This is a genomic window from Cryomorphaceae bacterium 1068, assembly GCA_027214385.1.
Taxonomy (GTDB): domain Bacteria; phylum Bacteroidota; class Bacteroidia; order Flavobacteriales_D; family Cryomorphaceae; genus JAKVAV01.
On the sequence record JAPVXR010000001.1, the window covers coordinates 18808 to 41595 of the forward strand.

A 22788-nucleotide genomic window follows, 5' to 3' on the forward strand; every position below is an offset into this window, starting at 1 on the left:
TTAGCTTAACAAAACATTAACAAGATTTCTTTGATGGTCAATTGGCTTGACTCAGCACCATCCATTTTTCTAACTTTGCCGACTTATTGTTTTCGACCTTATTCTCATGGAAATTAGCAAGCTGTACGACCCGATCAAAGTAGAATCCAAATGGTATTCTTATTGGTTGGAAAACCGCTTTTTCAATTCAACCCCAGACGATCGCGAGCCTTACACTGTAGTGATTCCACCGCCCAATGTGACGGGAGTATTGCATATGGGACATATGCTCAATAATACGCTGCAAGATGTTTTGGTCAGAAAAGCCAGAATGGAAGGCAAGAACGCTTGTTGGGTGCCCGGAGTCGATCATGCATCCATTGCAACTGAGGCAAAGGTGGTTCAGCGCCTGCGCGCAAAAGGAATAAAAAAGAGCGACCTCAGTAGGGAAGACTTTTTGAAGCACGCTTGGGAATGGAAGAACGAGCACGGAGGGATAATCCTCGAGCAGCTCAAAAAGCTGGGTGCCAGTTGCGATTGGGATCGGGAATCTTTTACAATGGATCCCAATTATTCCAAGAGCGTAATCGACACCTTTATAGATCTTTATAATAAAGGATATATCTATCGCGGCAAGCGCATGATCAATTGGGATCCTGCTGCAAAAACGGCCCTGAGCGACGAAGAGGTAATCCACAAAGAAGTAAATTCAAAGCTCTACCACGTTCGCTACCAAATAGCCGGAACGGATGAGTATCTCACCATTGCTACCACACGTCCCGAGACGATTTTAGGTGATTCTGCCATTTGCGTTCACCCGGATGATGAGCGTTACAAGCACCTTCACGGAAAGAAGGCCATCGTGCCGATGGCAAACCGCGAAGTACCCATCATTACCGATGAGTATGTAGATATGGAGTTCGGAACGGGGTGTTTGAAAATTACTCCTGCTCATGACGTGAATGACTACGAACTGGGTGGAAAGCACAATCTGGAAACAATCGACATCCTTAACGATGATGGAACCATGAGTGAGGCTGCTGGCTTCTACGTGGGTGAAGATCGTTTTGATGTTCGGAAGAAAATAGCAGCAGACCTCAAAAAGAGCGGCGATTTGGTGAAAGAAGAGGCCTATCAAAATAAGGTAGGCTACTCCGAAAGAACCGATGTTCCGATTGAACCGAGAATTTCATTGCAGTGGTTTGTGAGCATGAAGGAGCTGAGCAAACCCGCACTTGAGCACGTGATGAACGACGATGTGAAGTTTTGGCCTCCGAAGTTCAAAAACTCCTATCGCCACTGGATGGAGAATGTGAAGGACTGGTGTATCTCACGTCAACTTTGGTGGGGACACCAAATACCGGCGTATTATTATGGCACGGGTGAAAATGATTTTGTGATTGCAGAAACCCTTGACGAAGCCGCATCCAAAGCATCTGAGAAAGCGGGGATACCGATTACCAAAGATCATCTTCGGCAAGACGAGGACGTATTGGATACCTGGTTTTCTTCTTGGCTATGGCCGATATCTGTATTTGATGGGTTCTATTCTAAAGAAGAAATAGACTATTACTATCCGACCAATGATCTGGTGACAGCCCCTGAAATTATGTTTTTCTGGGTGGCTCGAATGATTATTGCAGGTTATGAATACAGAGGAGAGAAGCCTTTCAAAAATGTATACTACACTGGTATCGTTCGCGATAAGCAGGGTAGAAAAATGAGTAAATCACTAGGGAATTCTCCTGATCCGATAGAGTTGATGAAGCAATATGGAGCAGATGGTGTTCGAGCAGGTATGCTTTTCTCATCTCCTGCCGGGAATGACCTGCTCTTCGATGAAGCGCTTTGCGAACAGGGAAGAAATTTTTCAAATAAGATTTGGAATGCACTTCGACTAGTAAAGAGCTGGGAGCCCCAGAAACGCGAGCAGCCCAAGGCGGCAAAAATCGCCTTGAAATGGATGGATGAGCGCATCGCTGAGGTGATGAACGAAATTAACGATCACTATTCGAAATTTCGAATTTCCGACGTTTTGATGACTGCTTATAAATTTACCTGGAACGACTTCTGCAGCTGGTACCTCGAAGCGGTAAAGCCCGTTTATGGAGAGCAAATTGATGAGGTGACACACGCTGCCGTGATCAATCATTTTGAAACGGTAGTAAAGATTCTTCACCCTTTGATGCCTTTTATTTCGGAAGAGATTTGGCACTTGCTGAAAGAACGAACTTCTCCTGAAGAGAGTCTGGTGGTAGCGCAATGGCCCGAAGCAATTGCTCCCGATGAGGAGTTTCTTAAGGCTTTTTCACGCAGCACCGAGGTGATTACTTCGGTTAGAAATATTCGGAAACAGAATAATATTCCCAACAAAGAGAAGCTCAAGCTAGAAGTGCGAGGTGAGGATGAGCGTGAAAAAGAATTCCACTGCTTAATCGAAAAGCTCTGCAATCTGGAGAGTATCGACAAAGTAGCTGAACTGCCTTCACAAGCTTTTACTTTCGTGATGGGTGGTGCTGAGTATGGGGTTCCTTTTGAGGGAACTGTAGATGCCGTTGAGCAAGCAGATAAAATAAAAGAAGAACTCAACTACACTAAAGGGTTCTTAAAATCGGTGCAAAAGAAGCTTTCGAATGAGCGATTTGTGGCTGGTGCTCCTGAACAAGTAGTGGCCAATGAGCGCAAGAAAGAAGCAGATGCGGTAGCAAAGATCGCCGTGCTTGAAGAGCAACTGAAAGGCATGATATCTTGAAATTTGGAGCGATTGACATAGGGTCCAATGCGGTTCGATTGCTCATTGCTGATGTGATCGAGACCGAAGAAGATTTGATTATAAAGAAGCTATCGCTGACACGTGTCCCCATCCGATTGGGAGCCTCAGTGTTCGAAAAAGGCTATATCAGTTCTAGTAAGGCCAAGCGTCTGGCAAAAACGATGAAGGCTTTCCGCTACCTCTTGGATGTATACGACGTTAAGGGATTCAGAGCATGCGCCACTTCTGCTATGCGTGAGGCTATCAACTCGGACGAGGTCATTGCCAGGGTAAAGTATTACGCCAATGTGGAGATTGAAGTGATCAATGGCCGCACCGAGGCGGATTTGATTTTTTCCACTTTCAAGACTCAGAAGTTAGATCCTTTAGGGACTTATTTGTACATCGATGTTGGGGGAGGAAGCACAGAGATCACCTTACTGAAAAATGGCAAACGTGTCCATGCGCGTTCTTTCAAAATTGGAACTGTGCGGATACTGAAGAGCAATATCAAGCCATCCATTTGGACGGATATGGAGAAATGGGTAGCTGAAATTACCGAGGATGAGAAGGATATGGTGGCTATCGGAACGGGTGGTAATATCAACCGACTCTTCAAAATGAGTAAGCTCAATTACGGAGAGTTGATGGGGTTGGATGAACTAATCGAAATGCATGAATACATCAAGTCCCTCACGTTCAGGGAGAGAATGATTAAATTGAACCTACGCTCAGATCGGGCGGATGTGATTGTTCCCGCAGGTGAAATATTTTGCCGTGTAATGGCTAAGGCGAACGTTCACCGAATTAGTGTTCCCAAAATTGGTCTTTCAGATGGAATCGCCTTGTATCTCTATCGCCAACATCTTAAAGAGACTGTCTAACCGATCATACGGCACATTTTCCATTTGCGTAGATTTATTTGTTGAATAGAGGTGAGTTGCACACCTTGTTATCAAATCAATTGATCATGAAAAAAATCTATCCACTACTTCTGATTTGCCTGATAGCAGTTATGTCGTCGTGCAATTTAAAAACATACAAGGGAGATCCGACTAATGAAAAACGCTCCGTGAGCGAGTATAGCAAAATCAAAGTGAAAGGTCCGTTTGATGTGATAATCGATCCAAATAAGGAAAGTGGGCTTACCATAACTGCTCCTAGTGACGCTATTGCAGATATCGAAACGAGAGTAGAGAATGGCGAATTGATTCTTGATCTGGATAATTCAGGATATATGAGTCCCGATATTGAAGTTGTGATAGCCAACAGTCAACTCGAGGGGATTTCCATTTCAGGCTCGGGAAGCTTTGAAGGAGCTTTAGAAACTAAGAAAGATTTAGACTTAAAAATTGGTGGCTCTGGTAATATTGATGTCCAGTCAAATGCGAACAGGGTATACGCCAACATATCAGGTTCTGGAAATATCAATGCTTCGGGTACATGTGAAATGTTAGAAGCGAGTATTTCGGGTAGCGGAAATATGAATTTCGGTAAGATGGAGGCCCAAGATGTGGATGTTAGTATTTCAGGATCAGGAGGGATGAAAGTAAACGTGACGAGAAATCTCGAAGCAAGCGTTTCAGGTTCCGGGAGTATAACTTACACAGGCAGTCCTGTTAGTGTGGATAAGAACGTGTCGGGTTCAGGGAGTATTCGAAAAAACTAGATGCTTACTCTTTAAAATGCATCTGACTGTTCATCAGTCGGCCATTTACATAATCGTATTCTTTGGCCAGCTTTCCGCTCTCGTCCCAAACCAATACTTTTCCGTTGAGCTCATCGTTTTCAAAGTGCCTTTCGGTGTAGCGGGTGCCATCTTCGTACCAACTTTTCCAAACGTCTACTTTCTTTCCCAAGTCATAGTGGTATTCGTATTTCAGCTCACCATTGGTATACCATTCACGGTAAAGACCGTCGTCCTTACCTTGGCGGGTAAACCCCGATTTTTCTCTTTGGCCGTTCGCAAAGAAAACCTCCCATAATCCATTCTTTTTTCCTTCTCGATAGGATGTTAGCGTGTGGATTTCTCCATTAGAGTGATAGGAACAGACTGTCCCGGTAAAAGGTGTTTCGTTGCGGTAGGCTAAGCCATTGGCATAGCTAATTTCTTGCATCGGGACACAATCAGATCCTTGCTCGTCTTCTTGCGGTTCCGTTCTTACTTCTTTCGCCGGGACATCTTCGACCGAGCATGACACAAAAAAGGCTAAAACCAAGGTTGGAAGAAATACTCGGACACTCATTTCGAAAGTTTTTTGCAAGGTAAGTTCATAAAATCGAGAGAGAAAATTCATGGAGTACTACTTCTTGCTAATGTCTTTGTCGATTAAAGGAAGTGATTGAGTATTTGAAAGAATGCCATTCGTTTTAAGTCTTTTAATCATTCCCATAGATGCTGACTTTCGATTCATTGCCTTTCTTGAAGCCGCGGTACATGCCTTCGGTATTGAAGTCCATCACGATATTACCATCTTTGTCGATTGCAATTACGCCTCCACCCGCATTCATTCCCGAAAGCCTTTCGTGTAAAGTGAAATTGACGGATTCTTCCAGCGATTTATCTCCGAACTCCATTTGAGCAGAAATTTCTTTCGCTACGCCCACGCGGATGAAATACTCGCCATGACCCGTACAAGAAACTCCGCATGTGGCATTATCGGCGTAAGTTCCTGCTCCAATAATGGGGCTGTCGCCAATACGATTGTATTGCTTATTCATCATTCCGCCCGTTGACGTTCCCGCAGCTATGTTGCCTTCCTTGTCGATGGCTACGGCACCGACAGTTCCGAATTTTGAGAATTCAGAATTCGAAACATCGCTTTGGGATCTCTCCCATTTCGATTTAATTCTCTCAGTCGTGAAATAGGAGTTCTCGACTTGTTCGAGCCCGATTTCTTTGGCAAGCAAATCAGCCCCATCACCTGCCAACAAAACATGTGGTGTATTTTCCATCACGGCTATTGCGCCAAGAATGGGATTTTTAATGGTAGTAGCCCCAGCTATTGCTCCCGCATTTTTTTCACTTCCAATCATAATCGAAGCATCGAGTTCATGATTTCCTTCGGCATTCATTACAGCACCTTTCCCTGCGTTAAAATGTGGTGCGTTTTCCAGAACTATAATAGCCTTGACTACGGCATCTTTAGCAGATCCACCTCGATCCAACACAGCATACCCGGAGTCAAGTGCCGCTTGCAAACTTGAGCGGATTTCAAGTTCTAGGCTATCACTCAAAAGACCTTTTTTTATGGTTCCTGCACCTCCGTGAATGACTATCGCAGGAATTCTTTCTTGCGCCGAACAATTTAATGGAACACATAAAATTGAACATAACTGAACTAGGATACCAATTCTCAAAAGGGAATAACGATTCATTGCAAAGATTTATGAGTATTACTAGAACAATAGAATCAATTTCAGCGTATTATTGTTCCGAATTTAAAACATATGTGGAAATCGATCAGGCGTTATCACTTTTTTTACCATAGAAAAGGCTTCTATAAGTTTTTGAGGTCAATCACGGTAAAATTTGGTTTGATCATGGCTGTGATTCTTTTAGCCCTATATATGTTTGAGTTATTTACCCCTGGCATCTCTCATTACTTCGAAGTGTATTCTACTGCTTTTTCGAAGGAATTGGTGCTGACTTTTTTCTTCATTAGCGAAACGCTCCTCGGTCTTATTCCTCCCGATCTTTTTATTGTTTGGGCTAAGCAGTTTGCCTCACCTTATGCAGTAGTAACCGTTTTGGCTGTATTGAGTTATCTGGCGGGTTTACTAGCCTACTATCTAGGTGTAAGATTGGTAGCTGTGAATAAAATGAGGCAATACATCCACGTTAAATTCGAAAAGCAATTTGCCATGCTTCGTTCGTGGGGTGGACTGATCATCGTTATTGCAGCTCTTTTGCCTCTCCCTTTCAGTACCATGTGTTTGGGAGCCGGGATGTTGAAATTCTCATTTAGAACGCTTGCCATTCTAGGCATTTTTAGAATCGCTCGATTCTTTGCCTATGCTGCAGTTCTTTATCAAGTAGTCTAAGCATACTTTTTCACTCCAACTATCTGATTCACGCGAATAAGTCCTTTATTTGCGGCTGATTTTGAGACTTGTTAAGATTAGATTAAATCCAATCTTCCGAAGTACTTATTGTCACATTAACACTTATATTTGTCGCCAAATAATTTAACTGAATACAAATGCCTGAATCAAAGCCAAGAATAGCCTATTTCTGCATGGAATATGGCCTCGATGATAAATTGAAAACATACGCAGGTGGTCTCGGAATATTAGCGGGAGACTACATGAAAGGAGCCAAAGACCACAATTTTCCAATTGTGGGTTTGGGGCTTAAATGGAAGCAAGGTTATACCGATCAATACATTGACAAAGACGGTCAACCGTACGATAGCTACAAGAATCAAAACTATGATTTCTTGGAAGATACCGGAGTTACGGTTTCTGTTACTATTCGTCAGCGCGAAGTTTTCGTGAAGGTTTGGAAATGTGATTCATTTGGAAATGCGCCACTTTATCTACTTGATACCGACATTCCTGAAAACGAAGACGCATGGATTACCGGTCAACTTTACGGTTGGTTTGGTGAAGAGCGTATTGCTCAGGAAATGGTTCTCGGTGTAGCAGGTGTTAGAGCCTTGCGCGCACTAGGAATTGACGTAGATCTTTATCACTTTAACGAAGGACACGCTCTTTTTGCCGGATTTGAACTCGTTCGCGAAAAGCGTGATGCAGGTAAGTCATTTGACGAAGCACTGGATGCGAGCCGCGAAGAAATCGTTTTCACAACGCACACACCTGTTGTACAAGGAAACGAATCACACACCATTGATCGCCTCATGTACATGGGTGCGAATATGGGAATGACAGTTGAACAAATGGTGAGCCTCGGTGGTGCACCTTTCAATATGACCGTAGGAGCACTTAGAATGTCTAAGAAAGCAAATGCCGTTGCACAACTTCACGGAGAAACAGCTCAGAAAATGTGGGCACACGTTGAAGGTGGTTCTGAAATAGTTCCCATTACCAATGCCATCCACCGGCCAACGTGGGTAGATTCTGCAATGACAGATGCCGCCGAAGGAAAGGGCGATATTTGGGAAAGCCACATGAAGAATAAGCGAGCGCTTGTTGATTTTGTGAAAGAACGAACAGGAGCTGAGTTGAAGGAAGATGTTCTGACTTTAGGGTTTTCAAGAAGAGCGGTAGCTTATAAAAGAGCCAATTTGCTTTTCCGCGATCCTGAGGTAATAGATCCGCTTTTGAAAGAGGGAAAATTACAAATCGTGTATTCAGGAAAAGCGCACCCATTGGATGATGGCGGAAAGCAATTGATTGCTGAGATTGTTGGTTTTTCTAAAAAATACCCTCACGCTGTTGTCTACATTCCAAATTACGATATGGCAACGGGGTCAGCCCTCACCAGAGGATCTGATGTTTGGTTAAACAATCCGCGTCGCCCGAAAGAAGCGAGTGGAACTTCAGGAATGAAGGCAGCGATCAACGGTGTGCTGAACTGCAGTATTCTAGATGGATGGTGGCCTGAGGCTTGCGATCATGGTAAGAACGGATGGCAATTCGGAGATGCCTTTGTGGGAGTAACTGAGGCTGAGCACGACAAGCATGATGGTGATGCACTTTACAAAGTCCTTTTGGATGAAGTAATCCCTACTTTTTATAACGACCGCGATAAGTGGGTAAGCATGATGAAGCAGAGTATTCTTGACTGTAAAGATCAATTTGCCGTTAAGAGGATGCTCGAAGAGTATTACGATCTTTTGTACGTATAGTTAGAGAGCAACCATTAATGTTTAAAGCCGTTTCCCTCAGGAAGCGGCTTTTTTATTTCCTACTTGATTCCAGAATAGACCTCAATTATTGACTGTAGACTAAAATACTTCTGATTGGTAAGCGAATTTCGCTGCAGACAGGAGTGAATATTTTTATCAGAAATAATGCTAGTGAACAAAAAAATTCGATGAATACAGATTTTCGATCGATGAATTTTTTGAGTGTGATTTTTAGAAACAAGCTTTTTGCATTTTCCAGATCTATAATTTGCTTCAACAATATTGATTATCATGGTAATATGACTTTTTCTCCCATGCAGTTGTTGTTGAAAAAAAAAGAACTTTGAATAATTGCGTTTCGACAAAACATAAAATAATGTCGACGAAACGTTGAAAAGCGATTAATAATGGGTAAATTTGATTATTCGTAAGCCTAAGAAGTTATTAACATATCGATAGGCTTAGAAAAGTTTTGTGATCGAAATTTCAAATTAACATTAATTCTAAATCTAAAATTTAACCAAATGAAAACAGATGCTACACTTAAGTCGGATGTGCTGACTAAGGTGATGAATCGAGCGGTTAATTGTAGTCTTTTCCTAACCAAAGGAATGTTGATTGCAATGACTTTGCTTTTCTCATCTACCTTTATTTTCGCCCAATCCGGTTCTAATGGTGATGAACCATTAGTAATTGTTAAAAAGGGATACTATCCGGGAGATGGAGTTGTTCCTGCTGAGGTTCAGGCACTCATATCTGAGTATGCTGCCCAGCAGTCGTCCATCGGTACTTTGGGCGATACAGAGCCCACAGGAACACCACCTACAATTGAAAATTGTCCTGCAGATCAAACAGTAGAATGTTTTGGTGATGTTGGTCATACTGCTTCAGAATTGGAGTATACAATCAATTGTGGTCCTAACGGTATCATTATTATATATGAGCCGCCTGGAGTGCTTATTACCGGTTCTTGCCCCGGAACAGAATATGTAGTGACATATGATGTTTGGGACCAGTGTGGCAATAATGTGACTTGTGATCAAATCTTTACCATTGATAATCCTGGTCCTGAGATTACATCTTGTCCGGAAGGTGGGATAATTGAAACGCCTGATCAAGCGGTTTCTGATGTAGATGCAGTTGAGTTTACATTCTCATGTCCTGATGATCCTCTTTGCTCTGAAATCACCGTGGATGTTGAATACACTGAGGATAATGATCCTTGCATGGGCGACATGTACATCTACACTTACACCGTCACTGATGGTTGTGGAAGAACAGATGAGTGTCAGCAGATTTTTACAATACCACCGCCCGAGCTGGAAATAGTATGTAGCGATTCTGAAGTTGTAGAATGTGCTTCAGATATTACTCCATCTGAAGATGATGTGGAAGTAATTGGAGCTATTGAAGGAGTTGAAACCAACGTAATGGTTGGAATTCCAATGTTAGTGAGCGGAGATGCAGGCTGTTCAGGAGCTGTTTATGAAGTTTCATATATGGTGACTGACGAATGTGACCGCACTGCGTCTTGCACCAGAACATATACATTAGACAATGATGGTCCGACTATCACGGCTCCTGATGATGTGACAATAGAATGTGCATCTGATGCTGCTGAAAATATTGATGGAGTTTCTTTTACTACATCATGCGAGCTTGGCGGAGTTGTTACGGCTTCAGAAATTATTCTAGTTGAAGGCAACGGAACCTGTGTTGGTTCGGTTTGGAAGTATATTTATACTGTAACAGATGCTTGCGAACGTACGGCTACTGATGAGCAGTTTGTAACTATTTTCAATGAAGGCCCATCTATAGTAGTACCTGACGATGCTGATCTTGAATGTGGTGACTCAACTGATCCCTCAGAAACAGGAACAGCAACAGCTTCTGACCCTTGTGAGGGAGAATTGGAAGTGTTCTTTGAAGATGCGGTTGTTTCTGAGTCGTGCCCTCAAGTGATTGAGAGAACTTGGTCGGCGATGAACGGATGTGAAGTAATGGTAAGTGGTGTTCAAACCATCACAATTGTAGATGAAGAGGCTCCCGTGTTTGATTTAGATTGTCAGTTTGACTTTGATTTATTGACGAGCGAGGGTGCAGATTGCCCCGCAGAAGCTGGATTCAGCTTTGAAGAAGGCGATGAGTTCCCTGTTACTCAAGGATACAGCATAGCTGGAGTTGATATTCTTCCGTTGTTTGGTTGCGTAACAGATAATTGCACTTCAGATGAGGACATTGTGATTCGTGTAGCGTCAATCACCGAAGAAGGTGATGGGTGCAGCAAGAGCTTTACTGTGGACTTCGAGGCTCTTGATGAATGTGAAAATGTAGGTGGTGGTTTTTCTTGTAACTACACTGTTACAGATGATGAAGCTCCTGTATTGAATATGCCTGATGTAACGGAAGCAGATGTAACTTGTTCTGATCTTCCAGTGGAAGATGCAATTGGTTTTGCAGAAGGGACTCTTAGTCCTGAAGAAGAGGCTGCATTCTTGGCGCAGGCATCAGCACTTTTTGTAGACTTAGGATTGATTCCTGAAGGAGCTGAAGATAGCTGCGGAGATGCAGAGTGGAATGAAATTGATATTTCTGCTGTCGTTCCTGATCAAACATGCCCGACTCTAGTGGTTTTATCCTGTGTATTTGTAGCAGAGGATGAGTGTGGTAATGTTTCGGAGCCAGCAAGCACGAGCATTGCTATTGTAGATAATACCCCTCCGGTTATTTCTTGTCCAATGAACATTTCTGTATCCTGTGAAGATGGAGATTCTCCTGATGTAACGGGAATGGCAATGGCTACCGATGATTGCTCAGAAGCAGAAATTACATTTGAGGATGTTGTTGTATCAGACGGATGTCCTACGATTATTGAAAGAACATTTACAGCAACAGACGGGTGTGGACTTACTTCATCTTGTGTGCAGGAAATCACTATCACCTTCGATGTACCAACTATCACAGCACCTGAAGATGTAATCATCGAATGTGCTGCGGATGCAGCTGCTGATATTGAAGGAGTAACCTTTACCACCGTGTGCGAACTCGGTGGAGAGGTAACCGCAGAAGGTCCGATCCTATTAGAAGGTGATGGACTCTGTGACGGTTCACTTTGGGAGTTTGTGTACACGGTAACTGATGATTGCGGAAATACGGCAAGTGCTTCACAACAAGTGACGATTTCTAACGAAGGTCCCACTATCATGGCTCCTGAAGACGTAATCATCGAATGTGCTGCAGATGCAGCTGCTGATATCGAAGGAGTTTCATTTACAACTTCTTGCGATTTTGGTGGAGAAGTAACGGCAGAAGGCCCGATTCTATTAGAAGGAGACGGGTTCTGTGACGGTTCACTTTGGGAGTTTGTATACACGGTAACCGATGACTGCGGCCGCACAGCAAGTGCTTCCCAGATGGTAACGATTGAAAACGACGGTGCTTCCATTATGGTACCGGAAGATGTTACGATCAGTTGTGAAGAGTCCACCCTTCCTGAGAATACTGGAATGGCCGTGGCCTCAGAGGCATGTGCAGGAGAACTTGACGTAACTTATGAAGATGAAATACTGGAAGAATCCTGTCCATTAGTGATCCAGCGAACCTGGTCATCAGAGTCAGAGTGTGGCGGAACGTTAACAGGAGTTCAGATCATCACGGTAGAGGATAACATTCCTCCCGTTTTGAACATGCCTGATGTAACGGAAGCAGATGTAACTTGTTCTGATCTTCCGTTGGAAGATGCAATTGCTTTTGCAGAAGGGACACTTAGCCCGGAAGATGAAGCTGAATTCTTGGCAGAAGCAGCGGCACTCTTTGTTGAACTAGGTTTGATTCCTGAAGGCGCAGAAGACACTTGTGGTGATGCTCAAGTTGTAGAAGTAGGTATTGAAGCAGTCGTGTCCGAAGATTGTCCGGTTCTTGTAGAACTTACATGCATCTTTGTAGCAGTTGACGATTGTGAAAATGTATCGGAACCTGCGGCTACAAGTATTTTCATCATCGATAATACTGCGCCCGTAATCACTTGTCCAGACGATATTTCCGTTGCATGTGAGGAAGGAACTTCTCCAGACGTAACGGGGATGGCTACAGCCACTGACGATTGTTCAGATGCAGAGGTTACATATGAAGATGTAGTCGTTTCTGAAGGATGTCCTATGATTATCGAACGAACGTTTACCGCGACAGATGGTTGTGGGTATACTTCGACTTGTACACAGATAATTACCGTTACTTATGAGATGCCGACGATAGTGGCACCTGAAGATGTGATCATCGAGTGTGCGGCTGATGCTGCTGCAGATATTGAAGGTGTAATAAGCACAACTGCTTGTGACCTTGGTGGAACAGTTACTGCAGAAGGTCCGATTCTTTTAGAAGGAGACGGTTTCTGTGATGGCTCACTTTGGGAATTTGTTTACACAGTGACTGATGGTTGCGGAAGATCTGTTTCGGATTCGCAATTGGTAACGATCGAGAACGCAGGACCATCTATTGAAGCTCCGGATGATATAGAGGTGATCTGTATAGACGATTATGTAGCAAATGCAGATGATGCAACAGTGATGGTTGCTTGTGACTTTACATCAGAGGTAGTTGTTAGCGACCCTGTTCTCATCGAAGGACAAGGTTCGTGTAATTTGACTCAGTATGAGGTGACTTATACGGTTACTGATCAATGTGATAGAGAATCGTCAGATGTACAAATCGTTACTTGTGTGAATGATGGTCTCGACATTTTTGAAACCCCTGATGATGGTATCGTAACTTGTTATGAAGATATCGTTCCTGACCCATGGGGTATCGAGTACTTCTCTCCTTGTAGTTCTGATGTATTTATCCAGGTTACGCCTCCTACGCAGCTTTGCTGTACTGAGGATTGCCCTGGAGCACAATATGTTGTTGTCTACACCATCACAAATGATTGTGGTGATGAAGAAGTGATTGAGCAGATCTTTACGATTGAAAATGAAGGTCCGACAATTATCACTTGTGGTGAGAATGAAATGGTAGAATCAGTTGAAGATATCGTAGTTTCTGTTGACGATGTTGAGTATGTAACTGCTTGCGGAATCGACTGTGATGTCGCAGTGGTATCTGAACCCGAAGTAGTCGACAACGGCTGTTCAGGAACAGATTACATCTATACTTACACTATCACGGATAATTGTGGAAGAACAGCAACTTGTGAAAGAGTGTTCACTATTCCTAGTGATGATCCGACATGTGATCTTGATGATGACTGTAACTCCTTCACGACTTACTATGCTGACATAAGCGGTGGTCAAACTACGCTCTACAGTGTGGAATTCACTGCTACAGAAGCATTGCTGACATACGAAACAGATGTGGACTTCAGTGCACACATTGCTTTTGATGCTGTGAATGACGTTGTTTACTTAGTGAACTCTAATGGTTCCTCAATTCTGGCATATGATCCATCTACGGATACAGAATTGTTTGAGCTTACAATTGGTGGAAGCATTAACCAGTTGTTTGCTGTGGTATACAACCCGATGGATCAATTGATCTATGTAGGAGATGCGAACGATGACGAAATTTACACGATTGATCCTTTGGGATTAGGTGATGCGAATTTCTTTGCCGAAGGACCTGTTGAAGGTGGAGATCTCGCGATTCAAGACGGTACCTTGTACTTGGTGAATCGTGGAAATACAAACCTTTATGAATTCGTTGATAACGGAGGAGGGCCTGAAGCAGTTCTAGTCGCGGCTACAGATAGTCCTGAAATCAGTGGTATGGCACAGGCCAACAACTCAACCGACCTGATTCTTTCGAATGCAGGTTCAGCGAACTTTACGAAAGTGAATGCCTCTAATGGTATGACTGAGAAAGTATATATCGCGATGTTGGGTGAAGACATGTTTGAGTTGGCTGATGGTGGTGATATGGCTGCAGGTTGTGCAAACAACTTCGGTATTGAGCCTTGCAGCTACCGTTTGTACTACACGCACAACCCAGAGGGTTCAAGCGACTACAGCTTGCTTCAGGTTGAGTTAGATGCATTAGGAAATGCGACCTACACAACTTTGTTGGAAGACTTGGGTAGTTCTCATATCGGTTTATCGAATGATGGTTCTGAAATCTACATGGTTGGAGGAAGCAATGTTCAGACTTACAATGTCGAGTCAGGGTTAATCACTAATAATGTGAATATCTTCAACGGAGCGAACCAGTCCAACTTGTCGAGCTTCCCTGCTGCTGTAGTTGGTCCGGACAATCAATTGTTCATTGCCGGTGCAGGAAACAACGTTTGGGAATGTGATCCTGTAACGGGAGAAGCTACGAACGTTGCGACGGGCATCAATGTGAATGGAGGAGACTTGATCTTCGCACCTACGGGAGAAGAAGGAGCTGAAGAGCTTTGGATTATCACCCGTAATAATGGAACCTTCACAAGAGTTCTTGACCCTGGTAATGGAGCCTTTAGTGTAGATGTTCCGGAAATCAATGGTGCGGCAGTACTAGAGAACGGAAATGTGCTTCTAGCTGATGGAGATGGTAATAGCCTGCTTAAAGAAGTGAGCTTAGCCACTCAGGAAGTTGTAGCAACATATGACATAGACCTACCATTGTACAATGGAGATCTAGCTGGTGGATGCACAGGAGAAGAAGAGACGGTTTCAATTGCCGTTGCTGACGAGCTGTTGTCATTCCCATCTCAAGTATACCCTAATCCTTCTGTGGATAATGCTGTGATTACTTTCGAGCCTGTAGAAAATGTACGGACTCAGGTTGATCTATTTGACTTGTCAGGTAGACCATTAGAATCACTCTTCAATGCAGAAGTGAAGTCAGGATTGGAATACCGAGTGAATGTGAATACAAGCGCATTCGAAAACGGTATCTATATCTACAGAATCACAAACGGTTCACACCAAGTGACCAAGAAGTTGATGGTTGTAGATTAAGCTGATTAATTTATCTTGAAAAACCCCGTCTCAAATATTTTGAGACGGGGTTTTTTATTGGACACGTGTGAAAATTAGCTCTACTTTTAGATCCTAATTCTAGTTCATGCTTAAAAGAATACTTTTAATTCTATCCCTGGTTCCCGCCGCGCTTTTTTCTCAGAGTTCAATAAATGAAGCAGTTCTCTACAATGGTGAAGCTCATGTTTCAATTCTCAAATCAGAGATTAAAGATTTAGAGAAATTAGAGAATGTACTTTATATCGATGAGCACTTCTCGGATGAAGAGACATTTCAAGCAATTGTAACTCTCCCACAGCTTCAAGATTTCATTGACTTGGGCGTTAACTACACCGTTTTGGATCACCCCAATAAAGCTGTTGAGATTGAAATGATCGATCTCAAAACTTACAATCAAGCAAAGAGCACAGACTGTGGTACTTTTTTGACAGGATACCCATCCTATGACTTATACGAGCAAATGATGTTCGATTTTGCAATTGACTATCCTGAAATATGTCGCTATGAAGAAATAGAAACGCTTCCGAGTGGAAGAAAGCTATTAGCTGTAGTAATCTCAGATAATCCAGACGAAGTCGAAGATGAACCTCGATTTCTGTACACCTCTAGTATTCATGGAGATGAAACTGCCGGTTATATGTTGATGATGCGAATGATTCAAGATATTCTTTGCAATTATTCGTCTGATGCTCAAGTAGCGAATCTGGTTGATAATGTTGAGATTTGGATAAATCCTTTGGCAAATCCAGACGGTACTTATGCTTTGGGAAACAATACATTAAACGGGGCGAGGAGAACCAATTCTAATTTTGTCGATCTCAACCGAAATTACCTCGATCCCGACGATGGTGCTAATCCGGACGGCAATCCCTATCAGGACGAGACTATCGCTTTTATGGAGCTTGCAGAAGATGTTCATTTCGATATGAGCAGCAATATGCATGGGGGAGTGGAAGTGGCAAATTATCCTTGGGATACTTGGTCATTTCTGCATGCAGATGATGATTGGTGGGTACACGTTTGTCGGCAGTACGCCGATACCGCTCAGGAAAATTCACCATCGGGCTATTTCAATTTTCTCGACAATGGAATAACAAATGGATATGCTTGGTATTCTGTGGCAGGAGGTCGTCAAGACTTTATGACCTATTTTCATCATGGTCGAGAATTGACTTTAGAGCTGAGCGATCAGAAATTACTCTCTACTTCTCAATTTGACAATTTTTGGAATTATAACAGGAGCGCTCTTTACAATTATATGGAGCAATCTCTTTTCGGATTAAGGGGCATCGTGACCGATGCGAACACCGGCGAGCCTATTGTCGCCAATGCCTATATCTTCAATCATGATATGGAGAATTCCGATGTTTATTCAAGATTGCCAAATGGAAATTATCACCGCTATTTGCATGAAGGTTCTTACGACGTTACCTTTTCTGCTGATGGTTATCAGTCGCAAACCATCACCGTAAGCATTGAAAATGATGAATCGACTTTACTAAATGTGGCTTTGATGCCTGATAACGTCTGCGATGTAGTGGCAGGGTCAATCTCTACTTTCAGTGCTCTTTCAAATCTTTGTGCAGGGGATAATTCACCTGATTTAATAGAGGTCGATGTTCAGGGAAACGTTGGTTTCGCTGGTGTTTTTGGTATTGTAGATCAAGCAAACAATGTGATGGGCTCTTCGCAGTCGGGAAATTTTAATGTCAACAACCTGTCGTCGGGTACGTATAGAATCAAGCATATGACTTATGCTCAAGGGGTTAATCCTTCCGTTTCGAATGCATCAGAGTTAGAAGGATGTTATGCACTTTCTAATAGTATCTTTTTCAGTGTGAATAGGGTAGAAGGTGGAGTGATTTCAACCAATGAGTCGACACAGGTATGTGGTGACGATGGCCAGCCATCCACGATCAACTTTGTGTTAGTCGGTGCAGAAGGAGCAAATTCAAAGTGGGCCGTTCTCAACTCCGGTTTTACCGAAGTCATTTCGTCTGCGAATAGCCCCGAATTCAACTTTGATAATTTTGGATCAGGTGTTTATCGCGTCGTTCATGTTTCCTATTCAAATGGTGTTAATCTCGGCGAAGTAGATCCGCAGAATATCCAAGGCTGTTTGGACGTTTCTAACACGCTTACGATTACAGTCCAAAACTGTGCCTCAAACCTTACCCAATATACTTCCGGCCCTAATGCGTCGATACTCTTTACACCTGAAGTGCACGGAGATTATCAAGTGCAACTTTTGGATTTGAACGGACGTGTTTTGATGGATCTTTATTCAGGTGTATCAGAGGCAAACCGAGAGTTGCGATTGGACTTGAATACGACCCGTTTGGCGGCAGGAATTTATCTGATTCGAGCCATTGGAGGGGAGTCTTCAGAGATGAAGAAAATTATGATTGAATAGATTCTTCTTTCGGCACTGCCAAAAGAAAAATAATACCAACTACGAAGATGGCTCCAATCGCCAGCACGGAATGGCGCAGATTACCGGTTAATTCAAAGATTAATCCGAAAGCCAATGTGCCGACTACGGTTCCTATTTTATCAGAAACATCGTAAAAGCTGAAATAAGAAGCATGGTCCAATGTGGTTTGAGGTAAGAACTTTGAGTAAGTACTGCGGCTTAAAGCTTGAATTCCTCCCATTACAAACCCTACGATTCCTGCAAGTACATAAAATTCGACGGGGGTAGTGATTTTGAAAGCCATCACACAAATTCCTATCCAGATGGTTACAGCTGTTAACAGGGCTTTTAGATTGCCATATTTAGAACTCAGCCAAGAGTGAAAGTAAGCGCCTATTATCGCGATGAATTGGATAATGAGAATGCTGATGATTAATCCCTCATCGGGCATTCCGGCAATTTCATTTTTAGCAAATCCAACCGCCATGTACATCACTGTTTGGACACCCATGTTGAAGACGAAAAATGAAATCAGGTAGCGTTTCAATCTGGTAGTTTTTTTAAGCTCGTTCCAAACCTTTCTTAATTCCACATAACCGCGGTAGAGATACTCCCCTTTTACTTTTTTGCCATACACATTGCCAGGCAAGCGGCTGAATGTGACTTGTGCAAAGCCAATCCACCAAATACCAACCATCGCAAAAGAAACACGCGCAGGCATATCTCCATCGCTAAAACCGAATACTTCGGGATTCATAATCATGAATAGATTGACGATAAGCAATATGATGCTACCGATGTATCCGAGTGAAAAGCCCTTAGCGCTCACGCTGTCTTGTCGGCCGATGGACGCTATTTCAGGTAAATAGGCATTGTAAAAAACCTGGCTCCCCGAATAGCCGATTCCCGCCATCATAGTCATCAGCAAGCCAAAGCCCAAAAAATTTGCATCGAAGAAGAAAAGCCCAACACAGGCCAGGCCTCCCAAGTAGCAGAAGAACTGCATAAATCGCTTTTTCTGCCCTGAATAGTCGGCTATACCCGAAAGTAGGGGCGAGATCAACGCGACAATCAGAAAAGATGCGGAAAGAGTGTAGGAATAGAGTGCCGTGTTTTTAAATGTACGACCAAGTAACTCCACTTCAGAGGTGGTGTTATTCTCAAAAAAAATGGGGAAGATAGACGAAGTGATGACAAGTGAATAGACCGAATTGGCCCAGTCGTACATGGCCCATCCATTTATTGTTTTCTCGTCATCTTTGGTTATGGCACTGTTAAGCGCCCCTTCGGCCATTTGCATTTGTGAAAAATAGAAAAATCAATTGAACGGTAGTGTTCTTCTCACAATCACATATTCACAATGAAAAACTCAACTCTTCTGTTTCGGGCTCTGCCTGCCTCTGTAGAATTGATTTCAATAGGATCTTTTTCCCCAAACCCTTTTGCACTTATCCTGTTTTCAGAAAGACCTTGTTCCAATAGCCACGTCTTAACCGACTGTGCCCGCCTCTCACTTAAGACCAGGTTATACTCATCTTCACCACGGTCGTCTGTGTAACCGCGAAGCTCAATACTCATCTCAGGGTAGTCTTTCAGAATTCTATTCAGGGCGTTCAGCTGGACCAATGATTCGTCTAGGAGCTTGGCTTCATTCGTTTCGAAGAATACATTGCGCAAAGCGATGCTCTTACCTTTTTCAAGTATCAACGGTGGAGTGGAAGGGGCGCAGTCAATTTCGCCACTTTCATCAATACGTGTCAAACAGAAATCATCAAAGTAATACCGAACCATGAAGTAGAGTGAACTCGGGTCTCGTCCTGTCTCGGGTATATTATTCCAATCTGATTCGGGTTTTGAGAAGTTCGGTATAGCTTCGGAACTCTTGTCTCCTTTCTTTCTCTTTTTGGCTTTTTTCTTTTGGGCTTTAATGTACTTTTTCTGTTCGTCGGGAGGAAGGTACAGCCAGCTGTTATCCACTTCATCTTTGTCCGATTTCTTTACGGGTACAATATTGTTCCATGACTCAGCTCTTCTTATCTCCTCTGTTTGAGTCGCGGCAAAGTAACCTATGGTTAAAAACTTCTCACCTCCTTTGGCCGCGTAGGTGCCACTGAGCTCAAACCAGTCAAAGCGACTGCTGTCGGGGAGCTCAAGGCTGAGTTGTGGTTGCAAATAGAGATCGCCCGGTATATGGGTGTCCAATCTTACTTCTCCAAAATGCACCCCGATTAGTGTCTGCAAGTTATCATTGAAGCACTTTGCACGCATCAGTCGAGCCATCACCTTTAATTCGTAAGTCACTCCTGCTTTGAGTGGTTCAAGCAGCTTTACGTGTAGAAATTCATTCTCACGATTGTTATACATGCAAAGCCCGTTCACGTAATCACCATTGTGGGCTTTGTGTAGACTAGACGAGTCAGCCTTTTCATAATGATAATATGGTCCCTGAGGCTGTACCCATTGGTATTCGATTTCGCTAAACACTTCCTCAAAGCCGGGATTGGGAATGAGGTTTTGGCTTTGAGCCAAATAAGAAATGAATACAAAACCAAAAGCAGACCACCACTTCATAAGGTGAATATAAGGCAAAAGAAAAGCGCTTCGATGAGCGCCTTTCTTTAGCATTGACAGGGTCAATTAAAATACAATTTTAAACTCTACTCTTCGGTTTTTGGCTAGTGAAAGTGGAGTTGTCATTGTAGAGACAGGTTGCTTATCATCCATAGACTTTGTGACAATCCTACCTCGGTCTATACCTTTTTCAGCCATATATTCTCTCGTATTTTTTGCTCTGTTCTCGGCCAGAGATTTCAAACTCATTTCACTCTTTGCCAATTCGACCTCTTCTTTGTCTGAGTGACCAATTACTTCTACGCGCATTGCCGGATTCACTTCCATAAGCGCTACTATCTCATCGATTGTGCGCTTTGCAGAAGAGACCAACTCATCTTTATACTGATAGAAATAAGCATCGATTGCCTCCACTTTTTCCCCCACAGGCATATCGTCAGGAATTTGAACACTGGCAGAGTATATGATCTTGCTATCGGGAATTTTTGTATTGCTGCATCCACAATTTTCTGTCGCTTCAACTTGTCTTACCTCAACTGCATCGATGTAGTAATAAGCTGCCGGTTCGCTTCCATCTTCATATTCAGAAGATACTTCCATGGTTTCGTAAGCGGTTTTTTCGTCGCTAGAAAAGTTTCCAATGGCCAAATAGCGTTCACCACCTTTGGCATTGTAGCGCTTGCAGTATTCCCACCAACCTTCAGAAATGGTTACGACCTCATTCTTGTCTGTCAAGATCGCATCATCTCTTGTGATCGACGTTTCCCCTTTCTTTGAGACTTCTTTGCTTGATATCACTACTCCCAAGTTGTTTGCAGCGTAAAGACTTCTTTCTGCTAATGAAGCTCTGAATTTAATGCAATAGAGGGCGTTCTCATCCATTTTTTCTTTGAGCTGCACACCTATGTAGGTCCTTGGCTCACGGCTTCGAGGACTGTAGGCGTGAATCCCTGCATAGTTTTCTCCATCGAAAGGCATTTCAGTACCGTACATATTGTCAGGGGCTTTCACGTATCGACTTCTCGTTTGACTTGAGAATAACTCTGATAAAGCTGAAGTAGGATCGTACCATCCTTCAGCCAGATTGAATTCGTCATATCTGCGGAGATCTTCATCTTCAACCATGGTTTCAAAGCTCCAGTTGGGCACCAGGTTGTCTTTGTCTTCTTCTTGTTCTATTTCCTCTTGAGCCCAGCCAATATTGGCAAGAGCCATTAAGGCAAAAAACAGACTAATGTTGAATTTATTCATGTCGGTATTCTTTAACTGTATTTATAAAGGTTCGAACAGCCTCGGGTTTCATGTCGGGGTATACTCCGTGACCGAGATTGGCAATATGAAGATGACTGCCGAATGCTGCCATCATTGTTGTGGTATGTTTTACAATATCCTTGCCGGATGAATAAAGCACCGCAGGGTCCAAGTTACCTTGAAGTGTTTTGCCCCTTGATTGTTCTTTAGCAAATTCGACAGGTACGTTCCAGTCCAATCCAATGGTATTGCAAGAGAGTTCGGCTAGGTCAGATATACTGAAATTAGCCCCCTTGGCAAATAAGGTAATTGGAACGAGGCCAGTCAAAGCATCCGTTATCTGCTTCATATAAGGCAAGGCAAAACTCTTATAGAGCTCAGGACTTAGAACACTTGCCCACGAATCGAATATCTGCAATAGATTAGCACCGGCATCTACCTGACCTTTCAAATAAGCGATGGTAGAGTCGGTAATCATTTGCATCAATTTATTGGCAAGCTCAGGCTCGGAGTAGAGCATAGCTCTCGCTTTAGAAAATGTCTTGGAGCCGCTTCCTTCTACCATGTAGCAGAAAATGGTAAATGGTGCTCCTGCAAAACCTATCAAGGGAACACGTCCGTCTAATTCTTTTACCGTAAGGGTTATGGCATCGTAAACATAGGAGAGCTCGGCAGGGTCAGAAACCTTGATTTTGTCTAAGTCAGCTTTTGAGGCGATCGTATTTCTGAAGATGGGTCCTTTTTTTTCCACCATTTCATACGGAAGGCCCATGGCTTCAGGGATAACCAAAATATCGGAAAAGATGATCGCTGCATCTACATCGAGGATATCAACGGGTTGTATAGTCACTTCAGCAGCCCGCTCGGGTGTCTCTACCAATTCCTTAAATCCTGAAAGGCTGGACCTGACGGCTCGGTATTCGGGCAGAATTCTTCCTGCTTGCCTCATTAACCAAACGGGTGTTCTTTCCGTTTTTTCGCCGCGTGCAGCTCTGAGTAGTAAATCGTTTTTAAGTGTCGTCATTGTTAGAAGCGCCAAAAATAATCGATTTCCAGAGA

The 22788-nt window shown here is 43.1% G+C and carries 13 protein-coding genes; 7 read left to right on the plus strand and 6 right to left on the minus strand.

Annotated features, from left to right (window positions below; all coding sequences use genetic code 11):
• Positions 1 to 106 precede the first annotated feature (106 nt).
• The 3 genes from O3Q51_00095 to O3Q51_00105 all read left to right on the plus strand — a co-directional run bounded on the left by O3Q51_00095 (position 107) and on the right by O3Q51_00105 (position 4400).
• The gene (locus O3Q51_00095) at positions 107 to 2731 is read left to right on the plus strand and encodes a valine--tRNA ligase (GenBank protein MCZ4407187.1); all 2625 of its coding nucleotides are present in this window, start codon (positions 107 to 109) and stop codon (positions 2729 to 2731) included.
• Positions 2728 to 3615, plus strand: a complete 888-nt coding sequence (locus O3Q51_00100; protein MCZ4407188.1) for an exopolyphosphatase — start codon at positions 2728 to 2730, stop codon at positions 3613 to 3615. The genes O3Q51_00095 and O3Q51_00100 overlap by 4 nt, the downstream gene beginning before the upstream one ends.
• A gap of 86 nt (positions 3616 to 3701) precedes the next feature.
• Complete coding sequence (locus O3Q51_00105) at positions 3702 to 4400, plus strand: DUF2807 domain-containing protein (protein ID MCZ4407189.1); 699 nt, start codon at positions 3702 to 3704, stop codon at positions 4398 to 4400.
• A gap of 4 nt (positions 4401 to 4404) precedes the next feature.
• Here O3Q51_00105 and O3Q51_00110 read toward each other — a convergent pair whose 3' ends face one another.
• Positions 4405 to 4977, minus strand: a complete 573-nt coding sequence (locus O3Q51_00110) for a toxin-antitoxin system YwqK family antitoxin (protein ID MCZ4407190.1) — start codon at positions 4975 to 4977, stop codon at positions 4405 to 4407.
• Positions 4978 to 5110: 133 nt separating this feature from the next.
• The gene (locus tag O3Q51_00115; GenBank protein MCZ4407191.1) at positions 5111 to 6109 is read right to left on the minus strand and encodes an isoaspartyl peptidase/L-asparaginase; all 999 of its coding nucleotides are present in this window, start codon (positions 6107 to 6109) and stop codon (positions 5111 to 5113) included.
• Between the two features lie 165 nt (positions 6110 to 6274).
• On the opposite strand from O3Q51_00115, the gene O3Q51_00120 reads away from it, so the two are divergent.
• From O3Q51_00120 to O3Q51_00135, 4 genes are all read left to right on the plus strand, one after another.
• Positions 6275 to 6775: a short-chain dehydrogenase gene (locus tag O3Q51_00120; protein ID MCZ4407192.1), complete on the plus strand. Its 501-nt coding sequence runs from the start codon at positions 6275 to 6277 to the stop codon at positions 6773 to 6775.
• A gap of 158 nt (positions 6776 to 6933) precedes the next feature.
• Positions 6934 to 8541 carry an alpha-glucan family phosphorylase gene (gene glgP, locus O3Q51_00125; GenBank protein ID MCZ4407193.1) on the plus strand — a complete coding sequence of 536 codons (1608 nt, stop codon included), beginning with the start codon at positions 6934 to 6936 and terminating at the stop codon, positions 8539 to 8541.
• Between the two features lie 524 nt (positions 8542 to 9065).
• Positions 9066 to 15473, plus strand: coding sequence for a T9SS type A sorting domain-containing protein (locus O3Q51_00130; GenBank protein MCZ4407194.1), 6408 nt, complete (start codon positions 9066 to 9068; stop codon positions 15471 to 15473).
• 106 nt (positions 15474 to 15579) lie between these two features.
• Positions 15580 to 17907 carry a M14 family zinc carboxypeptidase gene (locus tag O3Q51_00135; protein ID MCZ4407195.1) on the plus strand — a complete coding sequence of 776 codons (2328 nt, stop codon included), beginning with the start codon at positions 15580 to 15582 and terminating at the stop codon, positions 17905 to 17907.
• Here the strand turns inward: O3Q51_00135 and O3Q51_00140 are convergent.
• The 4 genes from O3Q51_00140 to hemE form a co-directional block, all read right to left on the minus strand.
• Entirely contained in the window at positions 17894 to 19207 is a 1314-nt protein-coding gene (locus O3Q51_00140; protein ID MCZ4407196.1) for an MFS transporter, read from the minus strand. The two genes, O3Q51_00135 and O3Q51_00140, sit on opposite strands and share 14 nt — an antisense overlap.
• A 47-nt stretch (positions 19208 to 19254) precedes the next feature.
• A complete protein-coding gene (locus O3Q51_00145) occupies positions 19255 to 20478 on the minus strand; it encodes an OmpA family protein (GenBank protein ID MCZ4407197.1) in 1224 nt (407 codons plus the stop codon).
• A 66-nt stretch (positions 20479 to 20544) separates the two neighbouring features.
• Complete coding sequence (locus O3Q51_00150; protein MCZ4407198.1) at positions 20545 to 21729, minus strand: OmpA family protein; 1185 nt, start codon at positions 21727 to 21729, stop codon at positions 20545 to 20547.
• Positions 21722 to 22753, minus strand: a complete 1032-nt coding sequence (gene hemE, locus O3Q51_00155; protein MCZ4407199.1) for a uroporphyrinogen decarboxylase — start codon at positions 22751 to 22753, stop codon at positions 21722 to 21724. Before hemE ends, O3Q51_00150 begins: the two co-directional genes overlap by 8 nt.
• Positions 22754 to 22788: the final 35 nt, after the last annotated feature.